The sequence below is a fragment of the Stenotrophomonas sp. G4 genome (assembly GCF_003428825.1).
Lineage (GTDB): Bacteria > Pseudomonadota > Gammaproteobacteria > Xanthomonadales > Xanthomonadaceae > Stenotrophomonas > Stenotrophomonas indicatrix.
This window is the reverse complement of the sequence record NZ_CP031741.1, coordinates 1,754,882-1,773,370: the sequence shown is the minus strand read 5'-3', so window position 1 is coordinate 1,773,370 and position 18,489 is coordinate 1,754,882. Positions and strand designations below refer to the sequence as shown.

Annotated in this window: 17 protein-coding genes and 1 pseudogene; 8 read left to right on the top strand and 10 right to left on the bottom strand. The window is 66.0% G+C overall.

Annotated elements, in window-relative coordinates; genetic code table 11:
• Positions 1–20: 20 nt before the first annotated feature.
• The 5 genes from D0Y85_RS08400 (at position 21) to D0Y85_RS08385 (ending at position 5,264) form a co-directional block, all read left to right on the top strand.
• Entirely contained in the window at positions 21–2,024 is a 2,004-nt protein-coding gene (locus D0Y85_RS08400) for an alpha/beta hydrolase (protein WP_117310133.1), read from the top strand.
• A 65-nt stretch (positions 2,025–2,089) separates the two neighbouring features.
• Positions 2,090–3,070: a hypothetical protein gene (locus tag D0Y85_RS08395; RefSeq protein WP_117310132.1), complete on the top strand. Its 981-nt coding sequence runs from the start codon at positions 2,090–2,092 to the stop codon at positions 3,068–3,070.
• Between the two features lie 79 nt (positions 3,071–3,149).
• Complete coding sequence (gene hchA, locus D0Y85_RS08390; RefSeq protein WP_117310131.1) at positions 3,150–4,022, top strand: glyoxalase III HchA; 873 nt, start codon at positions 3,150–3,152, stop codon at positions 4,020–4,022.
• A gap of 126 nt (positions 4,023–4,148) precedes the next feature.
• Positions 4,149–4,274 (top strand): hypothetical protein, encoded by a 126-nt coding sequence (locus tag D0Y85_RS20970; RefSeq protein WP_275897139.1) that lies wholly within the window; start codon positions 4,149–4,151, stop codon positions 4,272–4,274.
• A 135-nt stretch (positions 4,275–4,409) separates the two neighbouring features.
• On the top strand, positions 4,410–5,264 hold the full coding sequence (locus D0Y85_RS08385; RefSeq protein WP_117310130.1) for an endonuclease/exonuclease/phosphatase family protein: 855 nt from the start codon (positions 4,410–4,412) through the stop codon (positions 5,262–5,264).
• 18 nt (positions 5,265–5,282) lie between these two features.
• On the opposite strand, the gene D0Y85_RS08380 is transcribed toward D0Y85_RS08385, so the two are convergent.
• A complete protein-coding gene (locus D0Y85_RS08380) occupies positions 5,283–5,546 on the bottom strand; it encodes a hypothetical protein (RefSeq protein ID WP_117310129.1) in 264 nt (87 codons plus the stop codon).
• Positions 5,547–5,685: 139 nt separating this feature from the next.
• Here D0Y85_RS08380 and D0Y85_RS08375 point away from each other — a divergent pair, with 139 nt between their 5' ends.
• Complete coding sequence (locus D0Y85_RS08375; protein ID WP_117310128.1) at positions 5,686–6,063, top strand: VOC family protein; 378 nt, start codon at positions 5,686–5,688, stop codon at positions 6,061–6,063.
• Positions 6,064–6,105: 42 nt separating this feature from the next.
• On the opposite strand, the gene D0Y85_RS08370 is transcribed toward D0Y85_RS08375, so the two are convergent.
• From D0Y85_RS08370 to D0Y85_RS08345, 6 genes are all read right to left on the bottom strand, one after another.
• Positions 6,106–7,527 (bottom strand): efflux transporter outer membrane subunit, encoded by a 1,422-nt coding sequence (locus D0Y85_RS08370; RefSeq protein WP_117310127.1) that lies wholly within the window; start codon positions 7,525–7,527, stop codon positions 6,106–6,108.
• Positions 7,521–8,258 carry an SDR family oxidoreductase gene (locus tag D0Y85_RS08365; protein ID WP_025878844.1) on the bottom strand — a complete coding sequence of 246 codons (738 nt, stop codon included), beginning with the start codon at positions 8,256–8,258 and terminating at the stop codon, positions 7,521–7,523. The genes D0Y85_RS08370 and D0Y85_RS08365 overlap by 7 nt, the downstream gene beginning before the upstream one ends.
• A 63-nt stretch (positions 8,259–8,321) precedes the next feature.
• Entirely contained in the window at positions 8,322–11,492 is a 3,171-nt protein-coding gene (locus tag D0Y85_RS08360; protein ID WP_025878843.1) for a multidrug efflux RND transporter permease subunit, read from the bottom strand.
• Between the two features lie 127 nt (positions 11,493–11,619).
• The gene (locus D0Y85_RS08355) at positions 11,620–12,843 is read right to left on the bottom strand and encodes an efflux RND transporter periplasmic adaptor subunit (RefSeq protein ID WP_025878842.1); all 1,224 of its coding nucleotides are present in this window, start codon (positions 12,841–12,843) and stop codon (positions 11,620–11,622) included.
• Between the two features lie 91 nt (positions 12,844–12,934).
• Positions 12,935–13,705, bottom strand: coding sequence for an SDR family NAD(P)-dependent oxidoreductase (locus D0Y85_RS08350; RefSeq protein WP_025878841.1), 771 nt, complete (start codon positions 13,703–13,705; stop codon positions 12,935–12,937).
• Positions 13,702–13,929, bottom strand: a complete 228-nt coding sequence (locus D0Y85_RS08345) for a hypothetical protein (protein WP_025878840.1) — start codon at positions 13,927–13,929, stop codon at positions 13,702–13,704. Before D0Y85_RS08345 ends, D0Y85_RS08350 begins: the two co-directional genes overlap by 4 nt.
• A 147-nt stretch (positions 13,930–14,076) precedes the next feature.
• Here D0Y85_RS08345 and D0Y85_RS08340 point away from each other — a divergent pair, with 147 nt between their 5' ends.
• Positions 14,077–15,108, top strand: a complete 1,032-nt coding sequence (locus D0Y85_RS08340) for a LysR family transcriptional regulator (RefSeq protein ID WP_025878839.1) — start codon at positions 14,077–14,079, stop codon at positions 15,106–15,108.
• Positions 15,109–15,295: 187 nt separating this feature from the next.
• Here the strand turns inward: D0Y85_RS08340 and D0Y85_RS08335 are convergent, their stop codons facing one another.
• Together D0Y85_RS08335 and D0Y85_RS08330 are read right to left on the bottom strand one after the other, a co-directional pair.
• Entirely contained in the window at positions 15,296–15,991 is a 696-nt protein-coding gene (locus D0Y85_RS08335; RefSeq protein WP_117310126.1) for an OmpA family protein, read from the bottom strand.
• Positions 15,992–16,132: 141 nt separating this feature from the next.
• Positions 16,133–17,548 carry a deoxyribodipyrimidine photo-lyase gene (locus D0Y85_RS08330; protein WP_117311885.1) on the bottom strand — a complete coding sequence of 472 codons (1,416 nt, stop codon included), beginning with the start codon at positions 17,546–17,548 and terminating at the stop codon, positions 16,133–16,135.
• 58 nt (positions 17,549–17,606) lie between these two features.
• Between D0Y85_RS08330 and D0Y85_RS08325 the strand changes: the two genes are divergently transcribed.
• Positions 17,607–18,242 (top strand): hypothetical protein, encoded by a 636-nt coding sequence (locus D0Y85_RS08325; RefSeq protein WP_240329369.1) that lies wholly within the window; start codon positions 17,607–17,609, stop codon positions 18,240–18,242.
• Between the two features lie 105 nt (positions 18,243–18,347).
• On the opposite strand, the pseudogene D0Y85_RS08320 reads toward D0Y85_RS08325, so the two are convergent.
• A pseudogene (locus D0Y85_RS08320) lies at positions 18,348–18,482 on the bottom strand (inorganic diphosphatase); the annotation flags it as partial.
• Positions 18,483–18,489 lie beyond the last annotated feature (7 nt).

Here is an 18,489-nt window from a genome sequence, read left to right as displayed (position 1 = left end):
CGCCAGCGCAGGGAGTCCACATGGAAAGAACAGGCATCGGCGTCATCCGCTCCACCTTCGTCCTCATTGCCCTGCTCGCCCTGGGCGGCTGCGCGACACTGCGCCAGTTCGGCCCATCGGTGCAGGTGGGCACGGTCACGCCAGGACAGTACATCGCGCTCAAGCGCGGTGACATTCTCACCAGCGGCAAGCTCAGCGCGGCCACCATGGAGACCCTGCGCGTGGCCGGCCTGGACGAGGGCGCCTGTGCCAAGCCCGGCCTGCCCTGCATCGAGGCGATGGAGGGCAGCATCGTCGTCCGCGAGGAAGACAAGCGCTCGGCGCTGGCCGAACTGTGGGTGCAGCATGCGATGGCGATGCCGGCGCCGAAGCGCGAGTCGGCGTCGGTGGCCCGCAGCAAGGCCGCGACCGCCCCGCCTGACCCGACCTTCCAGCCGCGCCTGGATGCGTGGATGCAGATCGCGCGGCAATCCTACGCATATCTGTTCTTCACCGAACGCACCGCCAACCAGCGTGGCTTCGAAGACCGCCAGACCCAGGTGCGCGACTACTACAACCTGGCCGTGCAGGAATCAGCCGTGCTGCTGTTCGAAGCCTATTCGAGCAAGCAGGTGCGCAACGACAACGGCCGGTTCCAGCTGGGACGCTGGACCTTTGTACTGGCGCCTGCCGACGATGGCCCGGCAGCGGACACGCGCGAGCCGCTGGAACTGGTACCGGCCGCATCGCTGTCCTTCACCGGTACCCTGCGCAGCGTGCATCGCCGCGATGGCTTCGGCGCCGAACTGGTGGCGGTGATGGCAGACCCGGCCAGCACCGGCCTGGCGGCCGCCGCCGCGGGTACCGTAACGACGGCCGAGCGCGACTGGAGCGAGATGCCGTCGCCGTCGATGACCGTGCTGTTGCGTTTTTCCGGCAACAACCTGTGGGAAGTTCTGCACGACGACGAGCCGGAACTGGAGATCCACGACCCCTACCAGGTGGCGGTGGTGGAACTGCACGGCGAGCAGGTGCCACTGGCGGCGAACTTCACCGCCGGTTACGCGCTGTGGCTGGCCCGCTCCAACTTCAGCCGGCAATCGCTGCGTACACTGTTCGGCGGCAAGGGCGGCATCGACAAGCCGCATCTGTTCATGATGCAGCCGTACGATCCGGACCGCCGTGTGCTGCTGATGATCCATGGCCTGGCCAGCAGCCCGGAGGCGTGGGTCAACGTGGCCAACGAGCTGATGCGTGACGATGAGATCCGCAGCGACTTCCAGATCTGGCAGTTCTACTACCCGACCAACATGCCGATCGCCCTCAGCCACGATGAGATCCGGCGGATCCTGCACGAGGCACTGCAGCACTTCGACCCAACCGGCAAGGCGCTGGCATCGCGAGACATGGTGGTGGTCGCGCACAGCATGGGCGGGGTGATTTCGCGGCTGATGGTGTCCTCCTCCGGCGATCATCTGGTCGACACCCTGCTGGCGACTGCGCAGATGACCCCGGCGCAGCGCGAACTGCTGCGTACGAAGGGCGCGCCGGTGCTGACATTCCAGCCGGAACCGGAAATCTCACGGGTGGTGTTCATCGCCACCCCACATCGCGGCACCGATGTTGCCGGCACGCGCCTGGGGCGCTGGCTCGGCCGCTTCGTGCGCCTGCCGCTGACCGTGCTGGAAGACGTTGCAACGCTGGCAAACGACGGCAAGGTCGAGCGCAACGATGACAAGCACGGCTACCAGATGAACAGCATCCAGAACCTGGACAAGGACGACGCCTTCGTCAAGGCCGTGGCCGATCTGCCGATATCGCCGAAGGTGCGTTACCACTCGATCATCGCGCGGGCCAAGGCGGAGGGTCCGCTGGAAAAGACCGATGACGGACTGGTCCCCTACTGGAGCTCGCACCTGCCGAAAGCCGTTTCAGAAAAGGTGATCGTGTCCGGGCACAGCGTGCAGGAAGCCACCCCGGCCATCGTTGAACTTCGCCGCATCCTGCATGAGGACATGGAGGCTCATCCTCTGCCGGCGAAGTAGCGCACGACTTACAGCAACCATGGCCCGCGCTTTCCAGACCGGGCCACCGACAACGAGGCAATGGAATGCATATCTCAACACTGGTCGAGCTGCTCGGAAGCAAGGGCTCGGATGCTCATCTGCAGGCATGGTTCGCACAGCACGGCATCGGCAAGCCCCCGACCACGATCAGCGCGAACCAAGGGCAGAAGTCGGTCAAGGACAAGCTCCACGACATGGAGTTCTACTTTGCCTTCGACATCATCAACGATCGCTTCTATCCGCCCACCGTCGGAGCGCGTGGCAGCCTGCTGAGCCACTTCAAGTCCGCCACCCTGTTCAGTCGCCGGCCCAAGGGCAATCCGCCAAAGCCCGAAGGCTTCTGGGACGGATACGTGCAGCCATCAGCCACACTCCAGGACTGCCTGGCGTACTTCAACGGCCGGTTGGGAGAATTCGGCGACACCGCCTACTTTGAAAAGCCGCTTACCGGGGAGGTCGACATCAAGCTCTGGTTCTGCAAGCGCAGGCAGCGCGTGGACACCATCCAGCTCAATCTGCATGAGGACCGCGAGTTCATCGGCCATCATGATTTCGATCCTGGCAATGAACACAACACCACCCCGCAGGCGGCAACCCTGGTACTGAAGTGGCTGTTCGATCGCCGGCACCTGCGGGTGCCGCAGGCACTCTACGAGGCCGGGTTGGAGGATGATCACCAAGCGATCCTGCACTTTGCCGAGCAACATCTTGGCAACCACGTCTGGGCAGGCCAGCTTCACGATTCACCTGCGCTGCGCAGCGTGCTGGCCCACACCAGGACCACCCGCCCCCTGCAACTGGACAACGGCAGCCCGCTGCACCTGTTCGACAAGTGGCTGTACCTGAAGGCAGGCGGAGCATGGGAACGGCATCAGGCCCTCTACAACGACGACACACTGGCCGACTGGAGTGCGAGCGTGGATGCGTTCGAGCGCGCGGTGGTGCTTGATGCCGCGCAGCGACAGGCTTTCCTGGCAATGCTGGACGACGCCTACCAGCGGGTCCAGCAAGCACACCCTGCCTGATCCCATTGGGGGGAAATCCCTCATCGTGCGTACGCATCGCTCTGGCTAAGGTGACCACTCTCTTCCGCAGGAGGTCCGCATGAACACGTCAGAACCCAGCCGTCAGCCCAGCCCCGATCCGGCCGAGCGGGATGCGTTTTTCCCGTCGCCGTACTCGCTGTCCCAGTTCACTTCGGCAACCACCGATCTGTCCGGCGCGGACTATCCCGATGCCCGTTGTGACGGACGCTGGAAAGTGCTGATGATCGCCGCCGACGAACGTTATCTGCCGACCGCCAACGGCCACCTGTTCTCGACCGGCAACCATCCGGTGGAGACGCTGCTGCCGATGTATCACCTGCACAGGGCCGGTTTCGGGATCGACGTGGCGACGCTGTCGGGCAACCCGGTGAAGTTTGAATGGTGGGCGTTCCCACGCGAAGACCGCGAGATCGGCGGCCTGTACGAGCACTACGAACCCCGCTTCCGCCAGCCTCTGCACCTGGACGACGTGGCGGCCGCCCTCGATGCCGGTTCGGACTATGCCGCGGTGTTCATTCCCGGCGGTCACGGTGCGTTGATCGGCCTGCCGGAAAGCCGCGCGGTGAAGGCCACCCTGCAGTGGGCGGTGGACAATCAACGTCACATCATCACCCTCTGTCACGGCCCTGCCGCGCTGCTGGCGGCCGGCGTGGATGAAGCCGGTGGCGGTTCATTGTTCCGCGGCCATCGGATCTGCGCCTTCCCCGATGCGATGGACCGGCAGACCCCGGATATCGGCTACATGCCTGGTCAACTGCCGTGGTTCTTCGGTGAGCGCCTGGCCCAGCAGGGTGTGCAGATCGTCAACGAGGGCATCGATGGCAGCGTGATGCAGGACCGCCTGCTGTTGACCGGCGACAGCCCGCTGGCGGGCAATGCGCTGGGCAAGCTGGCTGCGCGCGCGCTGCTGGATGCGTTGGCCGGTCGCTGAGAGGACAGGCACTTCCTGCCGGCGCAGGCTGCGTGCTGCACAGGACCGCGCCTGTGTTCTGCTGCAGGTGCGGCGCCTTCGGCACCGGCAGATGCCGCCGAAGAGGTCGGCCTGCAGGAAGCGTGCGTGCCCTTCCGGGCCGGCTTCGGCGTCCACCAGCGTTGCACGTCGTACGTGGTCCATGACGACGGCACCCGCGTGGCCAGCGACCACTACAACCGCGACGGGAACGGGATGATGTACGACCCCTGATCGCCCAGCGGTATCAGCCGGGCGGTCGCACGCCGCCCGCCCGGCCCTTGCAGCCGCCCATCCCGGCATACCGCTGCCCTCGCCTTCCATGGCATCCTCCATGAAACCGCTTTCATGGAATGGAGGGATTCCACGATGTTGTCTCGCTTCCGCACGACCGCGCTCTGCGCACTCCTGGCTTTTGCACTGCCCGCCGTCACCTGGGCAGCCTCGCCCGCGCCGTTGAAGGTGATGTCCTTCAACGTACGCACCCCTGCCGACACCGACCCTGGCAAGCGCTGGGAAGACCGCCGTGATGCCATGGTCAAGGTGATCCAGCAGGCACACCCAGCCGTGATCGGCACCCAGGAGCTGGTGCTGGAGCAGGCCGATTACCTGGCCGAGCACCTGCCCGACTATCGCTGGTTCGGCGAAGGCCGCCGCGGTGGCAGTGGCGACGAACACATGGGCGTGTTCTACGACAGCAAGGTGCTGGCGGTGGAAGAGTCAGGCAATTTCTGGCTGTCCGATACGCCCGAGGTCGCAGGCAGCATCAGCTGGGGCAACCTGTTCCCGCGCATGGTCACCTGGGCCGTGTTCCGCCGCCTGGATGATGGCCGTCGCTTCTACTTCATGAACACCCACCTGCCCTACCGCGACGAGGACGAGCCGCGCCGGATCAAGGGAGCCGAACTGATTGCCACGCGCGTGGCCGCGCTGCCTTCCGACCTGCCGGTGGTACTGACCGGTGATTTCAACAGCGAGCCCGGCGGCGGCACCTATCAGGCCTTCACCCGGGTGCTTCAGGACACCCGTCGCCAGGTCAAGTCGCCGCAGGGTCCGCGCCTGACTTTCCACAACTTCACAGGAACGGCGACCGCCGAGCTGGACTGGGTGCTGGTACGTGGCTTCCACGCGCGCAGCTTCCTGACCGATGACCGCCGCATCGACGGCGTACTGCCCTCCGACCACTTCCCGCTGGTGGTTGAGCTGGACTGGCCGAAGCACTGAACAATGCAGCGACCCTCGCTACGGCGACGGTCGCTTGCCCAGCAGGCGGTACAGCGCCTGGTGCTGGTCGCGCGCCTGGCAGATGCGTGCGCCTACGGCAAGGAACACCGCAATGCCGACAAGGCCAGCACCCAGCATTGAATCGGGCAGGCGCACGAAGCCGATCACCGCGGCCATCGCGGCCAGTACCAGCAACACCACCACCCCGACCGACAGCCCGGCCCCCGGCAGGCCGGGATCACCGAGCAGCGCCCGTTGCGCCGATGGCTTCTGTTCGCTCATGTCCTGTCCTCCAGTGGTTTTCCCACTAGTTACACGGCGGGCGGCACTTCCGGCAGAGTCAGAAACGTCACAGCGGCGAGAACGTCCACGGCGGCCCACGCGCTACCCTGCCAGCATCCTCGTTGAGCGGAGACAACGCATGACCCATCGCAGCCGACTGGCCGGGTTCATCATCGATTGCCAGGACACGCCCGCCGCAGACAGCGCGCGCTTCTGGTCCGCAGCGCTGGGCCTGCAGGCCGAGCCCGCCTATGCCGAAGGCGACGCAGAGTATGCCGATCTGACAGGCGCGCCGGCGGGATTGAACGTGGAGGTGCAGCGGGTCGATCACCCGTCGCGGGTGCATCTGGATATCGAAAGCGACGACATCGATGCCGAAGCCGAAAGGCTGGAAAAACTCGGTGCGCGCCGGGTCGGTTTCGTCAAACGCTGGTGGGTGATGGAAGCGCCCACCGGCCATCGATTCTGCATCGTGCGCATGCGTGATCACGATGCTCCGGCCAACCACTGGCCATGATGAAAAAAGGGACGGAAGCAGATGCTTCCGTCCCCCCGTTGATCAGCGCGCCTGCGCCACGCTCGGCGCCTGCGGTGACTGGCCCCAGCCACCGAGTGCCTTGTACACACCCACGACACTGACATTGACCTCTGATTCGGCTGCCGCCAGTGCATCATCGGCCACCAGCTGCGTGCGCTGCGCGTCCAGCAGGGTCAGGAAGTCCTCCGACCCTTCGCGGTAGCGGATCTGCGCCAGCGATTCGGCACGCCGCGCCGCCTGCGCCTGCTCGACCACGATGGCCAGCCGTGCCTGCTGCTTGGAGTAGCGGGTCAACGCGTTCTCGGTGTCCTCCAGCGCCAGCAGCACCGCCTGTTCGTACTGCGCCGCCACGCCCTCGGCCTCGGCCTTGCTGGCACGCAGGCGTGCCTTGACCGTACCGAAGTCGAATGCCGCCCAGCTCAACGACGGGGTCAGCGACCAGGCCTTGTTGTTGCCGTTGACCAGGCCACTGGCATCGCCGCCGAGGAAGCCGACGAAACCGGACAGCGACAGCCGCGGGAACAGATCGGCCGTGGCCACGCCGACACGCGCGGTGGCGGCAGCCAGGCGACGCTCGGCCACGCGCACGTCGGCACGCTGGCGCAGCAGTTCGCGGGTATCACCCAGCGGCAGTGCCTTGGCAAACGCCGGCACTTCGTGCGGCGCCAGCATGGCGGTCAACACTTCCGGGCGCTGGCCAAGCAGGACAGCCAACCGGTTGCGCGACTGCGTCTCGGCCACTTCCAGCAGCGGGATGTCGGCCTCGATGGCTTTCAACCGTGCGCGGCTGCTCTGCACGTCCAGCTCGCTGCCGGCCCCCAGTTCCCAGCGCGCCTCGGTCAGCCGCTGCGTATCGCGCAGGTTGACCAGGGTGCGCTGGGCCACCGCGATGCGCTTCTGGGTGCCACGCAGTTCGAAGTAGTTGCGTGCCACTTCGGCAGCGATCAGCACCTGCGCGTCGGCAAGGTTGGCCTGCTCGGCGTCCAGGTCGGCACGCGCAGCCTCTGCAGCACGGCGCTTGCGGCCGAACAGATCCAGCTCCCAGCCCGCATCGAAGCCGAGCTGGTAGCTTTCACTGAACACCCGCTGCCCACCCAGCTGCGGATCGGGTTGCTTGCGGCGGTCGTAGCTGCCGCCAGCGGTAACGTGTGGCGCCTGGTCGAAGCGGCTCTCGACAAACACGGCACGGGCCTGACTGACACGGGCGACAGCCACGCGCAGGTCCAGGTTGTCCGACAGCGCGCCGTGCACCAGTTCTTCAAGCACCGGGTCATCGAACTGCGCCCACCAGCTGGCCACCGGCGAGGCGGTGCTGAAGACCGGCTGCTGTGCACCCTGCAGGACGACGGGCTCCTGCACCGGTGCCTTGTAGTTGGGGCCGACGCTGACACAGCCCGCCAGCACCAGGCTGGAGACGGCCATCGCCAGGGTGCGGATCACCATGGCAGCACCTCGCCCAGGTAGGTGAAGCTGCCGCTGGCGCCGGACTCGCCGATCAGCGCCATCTGCACGCTGGAACGCGCGCCCTCGGCGATTTCGATCTCGCCGTTGCCACCGTTCATATCGGTTTTCACGTAGCCGGGGTGCACGGTGTTGACCTTGATCGGCGTACTGCGCAGTTCATGGGCCAGGGCCAGGGTCCAGCTGTTCACCGCGGCCTTGGACGCGTTGTAGGCCGGGATCTTGAAGTCGTAGATGCCCGAGGTCGGATCGGCATGGAGGGTCTGCGAGCCGAGCATGCTGGAGACGTTGACGATGCGGCCGGACTTGGCCTGCTTGATCAGCGGCAGGAAGGCCTGAGTCACCGCCACCAGCGCATACACGTTGGTCTCGAACGTGCGACGCCAAGTGTCCAGCGACTGCTCCGACGGCAGTTGCGCTGGGTTTTCGATCATGATGCCGGCGTTGTTGACGAGGATGTCCAGACGACCATGGCGCTGACGCACCTGCTCGACCGCCTCGGCGATGCTGGCGCCATCATTGACGTCCAGCTGCAGCGCTTCCACCGGCAGGCCCTCGGCCTGCAGCTTCAACGCCAGTTCCACTGCGGTTTCGCGCTTGCGTCCGGCCAGCAGCGTGTGCACGCCGGCCTGTGCCAGCTGGCGCACGGTTTCCAAGCCGATGCCGCGGGTTGCGCCGGTGACCAGCGCGATCTTGTTCTGATGGGTGTTCATGGATTCGTTGCCTTGGTAGGGGGAAGCGGGCGCCGGTGATTGCCGGCGCCGCTGTTTTCCATGTCAGTGATGGATGGTCGGCTCGCCGTGCTGCACCAGCTGGCCACCACCGTTGCGGGTGACGAACTTGCGCAGTGCCACGTAGAACACCGGGGTCAGGAACAGGCCGAACAGGGTCACGCCCAGCATGCCGGCGAACACCGTGATGCCGGTCACCGAGCGCACTTCGGCGCCAGCGCCATGCGACAGCACCAGCGGCACGGTGCCGGCGATGAAGGCGATGGAGGTCATCACGATCGGGCGCAGACGCAGGCGGCAGGCTTCCAGTGCCGCTTCGACGATGCCCTTGCCGCCCATTTCCAGCTCTCTGGCGAACTCGACGATCAGGATCGCGTTCTTGCACGCCAGGCCCATCAGCACCACCAGGCCGACCTGCACGAACACGTTGTTGTCGCCGCCGGTCATCCACACGCCGAACAGCGCCGACAGCAGGGTCATCGGCACGATCAGGATCACCGCCAGCGGCAGCGACCAGCTTTCGTACAGCGCGGCCAGCACCAGGAAGGCCAGCATGATCGCCACCGGGAACACGATGAAGGCCGCCTTGCCCTGGGTCGCCTGCTGGTAGCTCAGGTCGGTCCATTCGGTCGCCATGCCCACCGGCAGCACCTTGGCGGCGATGGCGGTGAGGTTGTTCATCGCTTCGGCCGAGGACAGCACACGCGGGTCGGCTTCACCGGCCAGGTCAGCGGCCGGGTAACCATTGAAGCGCAGCACCGGGTCCGGACCGTAGGTTTCCTTGACGGTGACCATCGAGCCGATCGGCACCATCTCGCCACGGTCGTTGCGGGTCCGCAGCTTGCCGATGTCTTCGACGCTGTCACGGAACTGGCCATCGGCCTGCGCGATCACCTGCCAGGTACGTCCGAACTGGTTGAAGTCGTTGACGTAGGCCGAACCCAGGTAGGTCTGCAGCGTGTCGAACAACTCGGTCAGCTGTACGCCCTGGGCCTTGGCCTTGACACGGTCCACCTCGGCATCCAGCTGCGGCACGTTGGCCTGATAGCTGGTGATCGGGAAGGCCATGCCCGGGGTCTGCGCAACCGCACCCTGCATCGACTGCACCGCGTTCTGCAATGCGCCATAGCCGAGGTTGCCACGGTCCTGGATGAACATCTGGTAGCCGTTGCCGTTACCGAGGCCGAGGATCGGCGGCGGCATCATGGCGAAGGCGAACCCTTCCTGCAGGCCTGCGATCTTCTGGTTGATCTCCGCATTGATCTGCGCCGCGGTACGGCCATGGCGCTCGCTGAACGGCTTGAGCGGAATGAACGCAACACCGGTGTTGGGCGTGTTGGTGAACTGCAGGGCATTCAGGCCCGGGAACGAAATGGTGTGCGCCACGCCGTCGGTTTCCTGGGCGATCTTGGCGACCTTGCGCAGCATTTCATCGGTACGCGCGATCGACGAACCCTCCGGCAGCTTCACACCGGCGATCAGGTACAGCTTGTCCTGGGTCGGAATGAAGCCCGGCGGCACCAGCTTGAAGATGAAACCGGTACCGACCAGCAGCACCGCATACACCACGAACACCGCACCACGACGACCGAGGATCTTCGACACGCCACGCTCGTACTTTTCCGAGCTGGACTTGAAGAAGCGGTTGAACGGACGGAACACCCAGCCGAACAGACGGTCGATGATGCGGGTCGGGGCATCCTTCGGCGCGCCATGCGGCTTGAGCAGGCGGGCCGCCAGGGCCGGCGACAGGGTCAGCGAGTTGATCGCCGAGATCACCGTGGAGATGGCGATGGTGACCGCGAACTGCTTGTAGAACTGACCGGTGACGCCCGACAGGAACGCCATCGGCACGAACACCGCACACAGCACCAGGGCGATGGCGATGATCGGCCCGGACACTTCGCGCATCGCCTGATGCGCAGCGGCCAGCGGGGTCAGGCCTTCTTCGATGTTGCGCTCAACGTTTTCCACCACCACGATCGCGTCATCGACCACGATGCCGATCGCCAGCACCAGGCCGAACAGGCTCAGCGTGTTGATCGAGAAGCCCAGCAGGTACAGCGCGCCGAACGTACCGACGATCGACACCGGCACCGCGATGAGCGGGATGATCGAAGCACGCCAGGTCTGCAGGAACAGGATCACCACCAGCACCACCAGCGCGATGGCTTCCAGCAGGGTGGAGACCACGGCCTTGATCGAGTCGCGCACGAAGATGGTGGTGTCATACACCGCTTCGTACTTCACGTCGGCCGGCATGGTTTTCTGCATCTCGTCCATGCTGGCCATCACCGCATCGCGGATTTCCAGCGCATTGGCGCCGGGGGCCTGGAAGATACCGATACCCACCGCGTTCTTGCCGTCCAGCTGCGAGCGCAGCGTGTAGTCACCGGCACCCAGTTCGACACGGGCCACGTCCGCCAGCCGCACCACTTCACCGTCGGTGCCGCTCTTGAGCACGATGTCGCCGAACTCCTGCTCGCTGCGCAGGCGGCCCTGGGCATTGATCAGGGTCAGGAACTGGCTGTTGGGCATCGGCTCGGCGCCGAGCTGGCCGGCCGAGACCTGCACGTTCTGTTCGCGCATGGCGCGCACCACGTCGCTGGCGGTCAGGCCGCGCGCGGCCACCTTGTCCGGGTCCAGCCAGGCGCGCATGGCGTAGTCACCACCGCCGAAGATCTGCGCGTCGCCGACGCCCTGGATGCGTGCCAGCGCGTCCTTGACGTGCAGGCGGGCGTAGTTGCGCAGGTACAGGGTGTCGTACTTGCCGTTGGGCGAGGTCAGGTGCACCACCATCAGGAAGGTGGGTGACTGCTTCTGGGTGGTCACGCCTTGCCGGCGCACATCCTCGGGCAGTCGCGCCTGGGCCTGGGCGACACGGTTCTGTACCTTCACCGCCGCTTCGTCCGGGTCGGTGCCCGGGCGGAAGGTGATGGTCATCTGCAGCACGCCATCGGAACCGGCCACCGACTTGAGGTAGATCATGCCCTCAACGCCGTTGATGGCCTCCTCCAGCGGGGTGGCCACGGTTTCGGCGATCACCTTCGGGTTGGCGCCCGGGTAGACCGTGCGTACGACCACCGACGGCGGCACCACTTCGGGGTACTCACCGATGGGCAGCATCGGAATCGAGATCAGGCCTGCGGCGAAGATCACGATCGACAGCACCGCCGCGAAGATCGGCCTGTCGATGAAGAAACGGGAAAAGTCCATGGAAGAATTCCTGGAAAAGGCCGTCGGCGGGCAACAGCCGCCCTGCCCCTCGCCAATCTGGCGAAGGCAGTGACGGCTGCCGCTGGCACCGGCAGCTAAGCGGGGACGCGGATCAGGAGCCGGCGGATCAGTGGTTCAGTGCGGCAGTTGCATCGCGACCCGGCGCCGGCGCAGCGGTGGGCTGCATCGCCACCGCCTTCGCCTGCACCGGCATACCGGGCATGAAGACCTTCTGCACGCCATCGATGATCACCTTGTCACCAGCGGCCAGGCCCTGCTCGACGATGCGCAGGCCTTCGGCGGTGCGGCCGAGGCGGATGTCACGGCGCTGGGCCTTGCCATCCTTGTCGACCACATAGACGTACTTGCGGTCCTGGTCGGTCAGCACGGCCTTGTCGTCGATCAGCATGGCCTGGAACTGGCCGCTGCCGAGCAGCTGCACGCGGGCGAACAGGCCCGGGGTGAACTGGCGATCGGCGTTGTCCAGCAGCGCGCGGACGCGGATGGTGCCGGTGCTGCGGGTCACCTGGTTGTCGAGGAAGTCGACCTTGCCCGAGTGCGGGTAGCCTTCTTCACCGGACAGGCCGATCTTCACCGGCAGCTCGCTGTCGCGCTCGCTCGGGCGCTCGCCCTTGCGTGCCATCTGCGCATAGCGCAGGAAGGTGCTTTCGTCGGCATCGAAGTACACGAACACCGTATCCAGCGAGACCAGCGTAGTCAGCACGCTGGCGCTGTCGCCGGCGGTGACCAGGTTGCCGGCGGTGACCATCGCCCGGCCGGCACGGCCGTCGATCGGCGCACGCACCTTGGTGAACTCCAGGTTGAGGCGGGCGGCATCCACCGCGGCCTGCGCAGCCTGCACCGCCGCACCGGACTGGTCGGCGGCCGCACGACGCTGTTCGGCGGTCTCGGTGGAAATCGCCTGCTGTTCGGCCAGGCGCTTGGCACGCTCGGACTCGCTGCGGGCCAGCACTGCCTGGGTACGCGCACGGGCCAGTTCGGCGTTGGCGCGGTCGTACTCGGCCTGGTAGCTGCGGGCATCGATGGTGAACAGGACGGCGCCCTTCTTCACTTCTTCGCCTTCAACGTAGTTGACCTTGTCGATGTAGCCGGACACGCGCGGGCGCAGCTCGACGCTCTGCACGGCCTCGACGCGACCGCTGAACTCGTCCCACTGGCTGACCTGCTTGAGCAGCACGGGGGCAGCTGAGACCTGCGGCGGGGGCGGCGCGCCGGCTTCTTCGGCATGGCCACCGCTGCAGGCCGCCAGGACGGCGGCAGCGAGGATCGACACGCCAGCCATCGCGATGCGATGACCGAAACGATGTGGAGTGGTATTGGGGGAAGTCATGGCATGCATCCGTACGGAGGGGTGGTACAGCTATTTGAGAATTGCTATCAACTTTCGGCGGCGTATCCTGCGACCTCAACCAAAGTCGAGGTCAAGCAACGCCTGCGGTGTCGCGCCACAGCGGCGGTATTTCCAGGTGCAGCAGGCCGCGTGGCAGTTCGGCATCACTGCTGTCGCAACGGACGATTGCGCGGTTGTCGCGGCACCCGTCGAGCAGGGACACCACGCGGCGACCGACCAGCAGTGAACTCGGCCATTCAATACAGGCGTTGGCAGCGTTGGCCGGCGTGCAGACCGGACTGCACACTTCCAGCATCTGCGCGCGTACGCCCACGGCCTGCGCTTCCTGGTGCACCACCTGCGCGTACATGCGCAGCGCGGCGGTGGTGATCGAGGTCTCGCCATAGCCTGCCCAGGGCTTGAGCCCGGCCGGGCTGCCGATCATCACGTAGCGGCGGGCGTGCACGTTGTCCTGCAGCAGCGGCAGCAGGTGGTGCACTGCGTGCACATGCGGCATCAGGTCCGCCTGCAATGCCGCCGACAGGGCGTCACCGCCACGCTCGACCACGCGGCCACGGTTGTACGGGCCGCCCATCGCGGCAACCACCGCTGCCAGCGGGCGCGGGCGCTGTGCCACGCGTTCGGCCAGCGCACGTGCCGAACTGTCATCGCTGAGCGAGCCCAGCATCGTCTGCAGGCCCGGCTCATCAGCGAACTGCTCGTGCAACGCCGCCAGGCGGCCGGGATCGCGGCCGACCACCAGCACGGGGCTGCCGGCCTCCAGCAATGCACCGACCACACCCTGGCCCACGGCACCGGTGCCGCCGAGAACCAGGACCTCGGGCGTCAGAATCCCATTCACGGGACATTTCCTCCCAAATCCGGGATAGTCCCGATTCGACGCAGTCGGTCACCCTTGTGCGAGGCAAGGTGCAAGGCACCGCCACGCTGCTGACGCATGGGTGCGGTAAACTCCCGAAAATCCTTGTTAACCAAGGAACTGGGACGGGATTCAACGGTCATTGCCAGGTCCAGGGCGTTCTGGCCGGCAATCCGGAAGCGGGCAAGAATGTTGCGCAGGCTCATGGCGGACGGGCTCCAATTAGCGAATGGCGCCACGATAGACCTCAAACCCCTACTTGATTAGTCCTGATTAAGGGGAATAATCATCCCGTCCCCGGTCCAATCGTTCTGTCACGATTGCCCCATCCCCGACGTCCAGGATCCCTGACCATGTCCCACGATCTCAACGAGACGCTGATCTTCGTCAAAGTGGTCGAGCAAGGCAGCTTCATCGCGGCTGCCAAATCGCTCGGCCTGCCCAAGACCACGGTCAGCCGCAAAGTGCAGGAACTTGAGACGCGCCTGGGTGCGCGCCTGCTGCACCGGACCACGCGCCGCCTCGGCCTCACCGAAGCCGGTTCGATCTATCACGAGCATTGCCAGCGCATCGCGCGCGAACTTGAAGAAGCCGAAAGCGCGGTCAGCCAGCTGCAGTCCGGTCCACGCGGATGGTTGCGCTTCACCGTGCCCTATTCGATCGGCATCACCTGGATCGCACCGCTGCTGGGCCAGTTCCATGCGCAGTACCCGGAAATCCGCCTGGACATGCACATGGGCAACGAGAAGCTGGACCTGATCGCCGGTGAGGCCGATCTTGCCCTGCGCGTGGGTGCCCTGCCCGATTCCAACCTGGTGGCGCGCAAGCTCGGCAGCCTGCGCACGCAGGTGTTCGCCAGCCCGGCCTACATCGAGCGCTACGGCGAGCCGCTGCATCCGGAAGAGCTGCAGTTCCACCGCATCCTGGCCATGCGCAAGCCGTACCACACCGGCAATTCGCCACGCTTTACCTGGCAGCTGGGCGAGAACGGTGGCGAGCTGCGCGACTTCCCGGTGACGCCGCTGATGACGGCCAACGACATGTCTGCGCTGAATGGCGCGCTGGTGTGTGGCGAAGGCCTGCTTCTGACCGGCGACGTGATGGCCAAACCGTTCGTCGAGTCGGGCATGGTGCGCCGTGTTCTGGCCGGCTGGACCGGCCCGGAAGTGGATTTCAACGCGGTGTTCGCCGGTGGCCGGCTGGTCTCGCCGAAGGTGCGCGCGTTCGTCGATTTCCTGGTGGAAAAGCTCAACTTCGATGCCAACTACATGCTGGCGCAATGCCCCGGTGCGAAGCTGGCGCGACAGCAGCAGGAGCAGGAGGAAGCGGCGCTGGCGAGCAGCGGCAAGCGGATCCTGGAGAAGGTGGCTGCTTCGGCGGCGTAAGCTTAAGCTGCAGCGATGCCGCCTGTACCCTGCTCCTGGATCGCCTCCGGTGGATGCCGACCTTGGTCGGCGCGGCTTTCCACATGGGCAATCGGCGTGCCGAGCACGCTCGGCACCTACAGAAAATGCCGCCTGCCAGGGCGGCATTTTCCTTCCGGCTGCGCCGGAACAGCAACAACGCTGCGCGTTATTGTTTGAGGGGAATCACGCGGATCTCGACGCGGCGGTTCTTGGCGCGACCGGCATCGGTGCTGTTGTCGGCAATCGGATAGGACTTGCCTGCGCCCAGGGTCTCGATGCGCACGCTCTGCACGCCCTGGCCGATCAGGTACTGCGCCACCGAATCGGCACGTTCCTTGGACAGGCGGTTGTTGACTGCGTCGCTGCCGATGCTGTCGGTATGGCCGACCACTTCGATCATGGTCTGGTTGTACTCGCGCAGGGTGCCGGCAACGCCATTGAGCGAGCCGTAGAACTGCGGCTTCAGTGCCGACTTGCCGAAGTCGAAGGTGATGCCATCGGGCAGGTTCAGCATGATGTTGTCGCCCTGGCGCTCGACGTCGATGCCGGTGTTGGCGGTGCGCTCGCGCAGCGCGCGCTCCTGGCGATCCTGGTATTGGCCAACCGCAGCGCCACTGAGGGCACCGATACCGGCACCGATCAGCGCATGCTGGCGACGTTCGGTCGCGCTGTCGCCGGTCAGCAGGCCGGCGGCCACGCCGATGGCGGTACCGATCAGGGCATTGCGGCCGGTGCGGTTCTGCTGCTCGGTCGGGTTGCCATACGGGTCACTCTGCACATAGGAGCCGCCGGTGGCGCAGGCCGACAGGACGGCCGCACTCATCAGGGCCAGTGCGACGTTGCGGGTGGTGTTGCGGATCATGGTGTTCTCCTTGGTTTCCGGTCGGGCCGGCGGCTTGCGGGCGGAAACGAGGATAAACAGCCGGACGCGATGTCGGGATGATGATCACACCGGTCGACAGGGACGTGTTCAGCTAGCTGTCTGGACCGCTCAGCCAGCGCTTTACCCCGCCGCCGACTGACGGTAGGCGGCCAGAGCAGCATCCCGGCCAGCCGCCAGGTCCACCAGCGGTGTGCGCGGGTAGCCGGGCGCGAGTTCGGCCAACTGCTGCGGGTGCTGCCATGGAGCGAACCGCGCCTTCACCGGCAGCGCCGCCAGCTCAGGCACCCAGCGGCTGATGTAGCGCGCCTGCGGATCGAACTTCTCGGCCTGTGTGACGGGATTGAACACGCGGAAATACGGAGCCGCGTCCGCACCGGTGCCGGCCACCCACTGCCAGCCCATCGTGTTGTTGGCCAGGTCGGCATCCACCAGTGTGTCCCAGAACCAGCGCGCACCGTGCTGCCAGTGCGCACGCAGGTGTTTGCACAGGTAGCTGGCGACGATCATCCGCACCCGGTTGTGCATGTAGCCGGTATGCCAGAGCTCGCGCAGGCCAGCATCGACGATGGGCACGCCGGTATTGCCGCGCTGCCAGTCGTGCAGCTGGGCAGCACTGGGGCTGGCCCACGGGAAGCGATCGAAACGCGGATTGAGGTTGTCGGTCGGCGTCTTCGGGAAGTGGTGCAGCAGGTGATGGGCGAAGTCACGCCAGCCAAGCTGGCGGAGGTAGCCATCGATATCGGCATCGGTACCGGCGCTGCGCAGGCCTTCCAGCGCGTGGGCGATGCGCCACGGCGCGATTTCGCCGAAATGCAGGTGCGGCGACAGCCGCGAGGTACCGACCCGATCCGGCAGGTCGCGCTGCTCGCGATAGCCGCGCAGCGCACCATCCTCGAACACGGACAACGCCTCGAGCGCACCGGTCTCGCCCGGCTGCCAGTGTTCCCAGAACCCGGTATCCCAGTGAAGCGTGGGCGCCAGCTGCAGCGTATCCAGCGCGAGGCTGTCGACCGTATGCGCTGGCAGCGTCTCCGGTGCGGCCTGCAAGGCGGGCAAACGCCAGCGGCTGAGTACGTTGCGCCAGTACGGAGTGAATACCTTGTAGGGCTGCCCCTGCTGGGTGGCGATGTCCCAGGGCTCGAACAGCAGGCTGCCATTGCAGCTCTGCGCATCGATGCCCTGCTCGCGCAGCGTGCGTTTGATGGCGGCATCGCGCGGTTGCGTCGCCGGTTCGTACTTGCGGTTCCAGTACACCGCTTCAGCGCCGGTCTGCTGCACCAGCTCCAGCAGGGTCGGCAGGCTGTCACCGGCACGCAGCACCAGCGATGAACCCCGTGCACGCAGGCCGGCATCCAGTGCCGCCAGCGAACGATGGCGCCACGCATTGGAGGCCGCGCCCGGCGCCCACTCGCCCTCTTCGTGCGGCGCGTGGATGTACACCGGCACCACAGCGTGGCCCGCTTCCAGCGCCGCCTGCAGCGCCGGATTGTCCTGCAACCGCAGGTCCCGACGGAACCATACCAACGCTACCGACACGTGCACTGCCTCTCAGTTGCTGGGCCGCCATGATAGCCAGTGACGGTGAAGGCGATGCGTGCGACCGGCTCTGCTAGGCTGCGCACTCTTCCGCTTCTGCCCGGCCCTCCTCATGGATGATCTTCGCGCCACGTTCGCCCGCTTCGGCTCCCTGCAACCGCAATCTGCCGACGCGTGGCAAGGGCCGTTCCCGCTGCCGGACGTGCTGGCCAGATTCTATGCGCACGTCGGCCCGTTCGGCGAGGTATTCAATCCTGCAAAAGGCCCCTGCGGCATCACCATTCCAGGCCTTGAGGTGTGGATACCGCCCTTGCAGCGCCTGTGGGCCTACCAGGCAGGCTATCGCTGGAACGGCAACGATGGCGAACCGATCAGCGACTGGCCGGCGCAGTGGCTGGTGATCGCCGACCGTGGCGCCGATCCCCTCATCCTCGACATCGACGACGGGCGCGTGCTGTTCGCCCGGCATGGTGCGGGCCACTGGGACGCCGATGACTTCGCCGCCGACGTGCCGACCCTGATGGCCGCGTTGGCTGCCGCCGGCAGCGTTTACCTCGATGCCGACGAGGATCTGTACAGCGATGACGATGATGGCGGGATCCGTCCGGTTCATCGCGACGCGGCGCTGCGCGCTGTCGCCGCAGTGATGGGCGGCACGGATGAAGCAGAGCTGTTCCTGGACGCAATGCAGTAGAGCCACGCCATGCGCGGATGGTGCACGGACAGGTTCAATCCACGCGTGGCGTGGATCTGCTTCTGGACTGCTGCATCGCTTCGCTGATCACCCGCCCGTCGTTCCTTCCTGCGGCACCTGCTCCGGCTGAGCGGCCAGGAACGGGTGCAGTACGGTATCGGCAGCAGCCACCGCGCCCACCACCAGCAGCAGGGCAACGGCAATGGCGGCCATCGGAACGAGGCGCGGGCGCGTGCTCATCGGTCGT

Excerpts from the sequence above, each read along its gene's own strand:
- D0Y85_RS08400 (WP_117310133.1), top strand. The coding sequence starts at position 21 with ATGGAAAGAACAGGCATCGGCGTCATCCGCTCCACCTTCGTCCTCATT.
- D0Y85_RS08395 (WP_117310132.1), top strand. The coding sequence starts at position 2,090 with ATGCATATCTCAACACTGGTCGAGCTGCTCGGAAGCAAGGGCTCGGAT.
- hchA (WP_117310131.1), top strand. The coding sequence starts at position 3,150 with ATGAACACGTCAGAACCCAGCCGTCAGCCCAGCCCCGATCCGGCCGAG.
- D0Y85_RS08385 (WP_117310130.1), top strand. The coding sequence starts at position 4,410 with ATGTTGTCTCGCTTCCGCACGACCGCGCTCTGCGCACTCCTGGCTTTT.
- D0Y85_RS08380 (WP_117310129.1), bottom strand. The coding sequence starts at position 5,546 with ATGAGCGAACAGAAGCCATCGGCGCAACGGGCGCTGCTCGGTGATCCC.
- D0Y85_RS08375 (WP_117310128.1), top strand. The coding sequence starts at position 5,686 with ATGACCCATCGCAGCCGACTGGCCGGGTTCATCATCGATTGCCAGGAC.
- D0Y85_RS08370 (WP_117310127.1), bottom strand. The coding sequence starts at position 7,527 with ATGGTGATCCGCACCCTGGCGATGGCCGTCTCCAGCCTGGTGCTGGCG.
- D0Y85_RS08365 (WP_025878844.1), bottom strand. The coding sequence starts at position 8,258 with ATGAACACCCATCAGAACAAGATCGCGCTGGTCACCGGCGCAACCCGC.
- D0Y85_RS08360 (WP_025878843.1), bottom strand. The coding sequence starts at position 11,492 with ATGGACTTTTCCCGTTTCTTCATCGACAGGCCGATCTTCGCGGCGGTG.
- D0Y85_RS08355 (WP_025878842.1), bottom strand. The coding sequence starts at position 12,843 with ATGACTTCCCCCAATACCACTCCACATCGTTTCGGTCATCGCATCGCG.
- D0Y85_RS08345 (WP_025878840.1), bottom strand. The coding sequence starts at position 13,929 with ATGAGCCTGCGCAACATTCTTGCCCGCTTCCGGATTGCCGGCCAGAAC.
- D0Y85_RS08340 (WP_025878839.1), top strand. The coding sequence starts at position 14,077 with ATGTCCCACGATCTCAACGAGACGCTGATCTTCGTCAAAGTGGTCGAG.
- D0Y85_RS08335 (WP_117310126.1), bottom strand. The coding sequence starts at position 15,991 with ATGATCCGCAACACCACCCGCAACGTCGCACTGGCCCTGATGAGTGCG.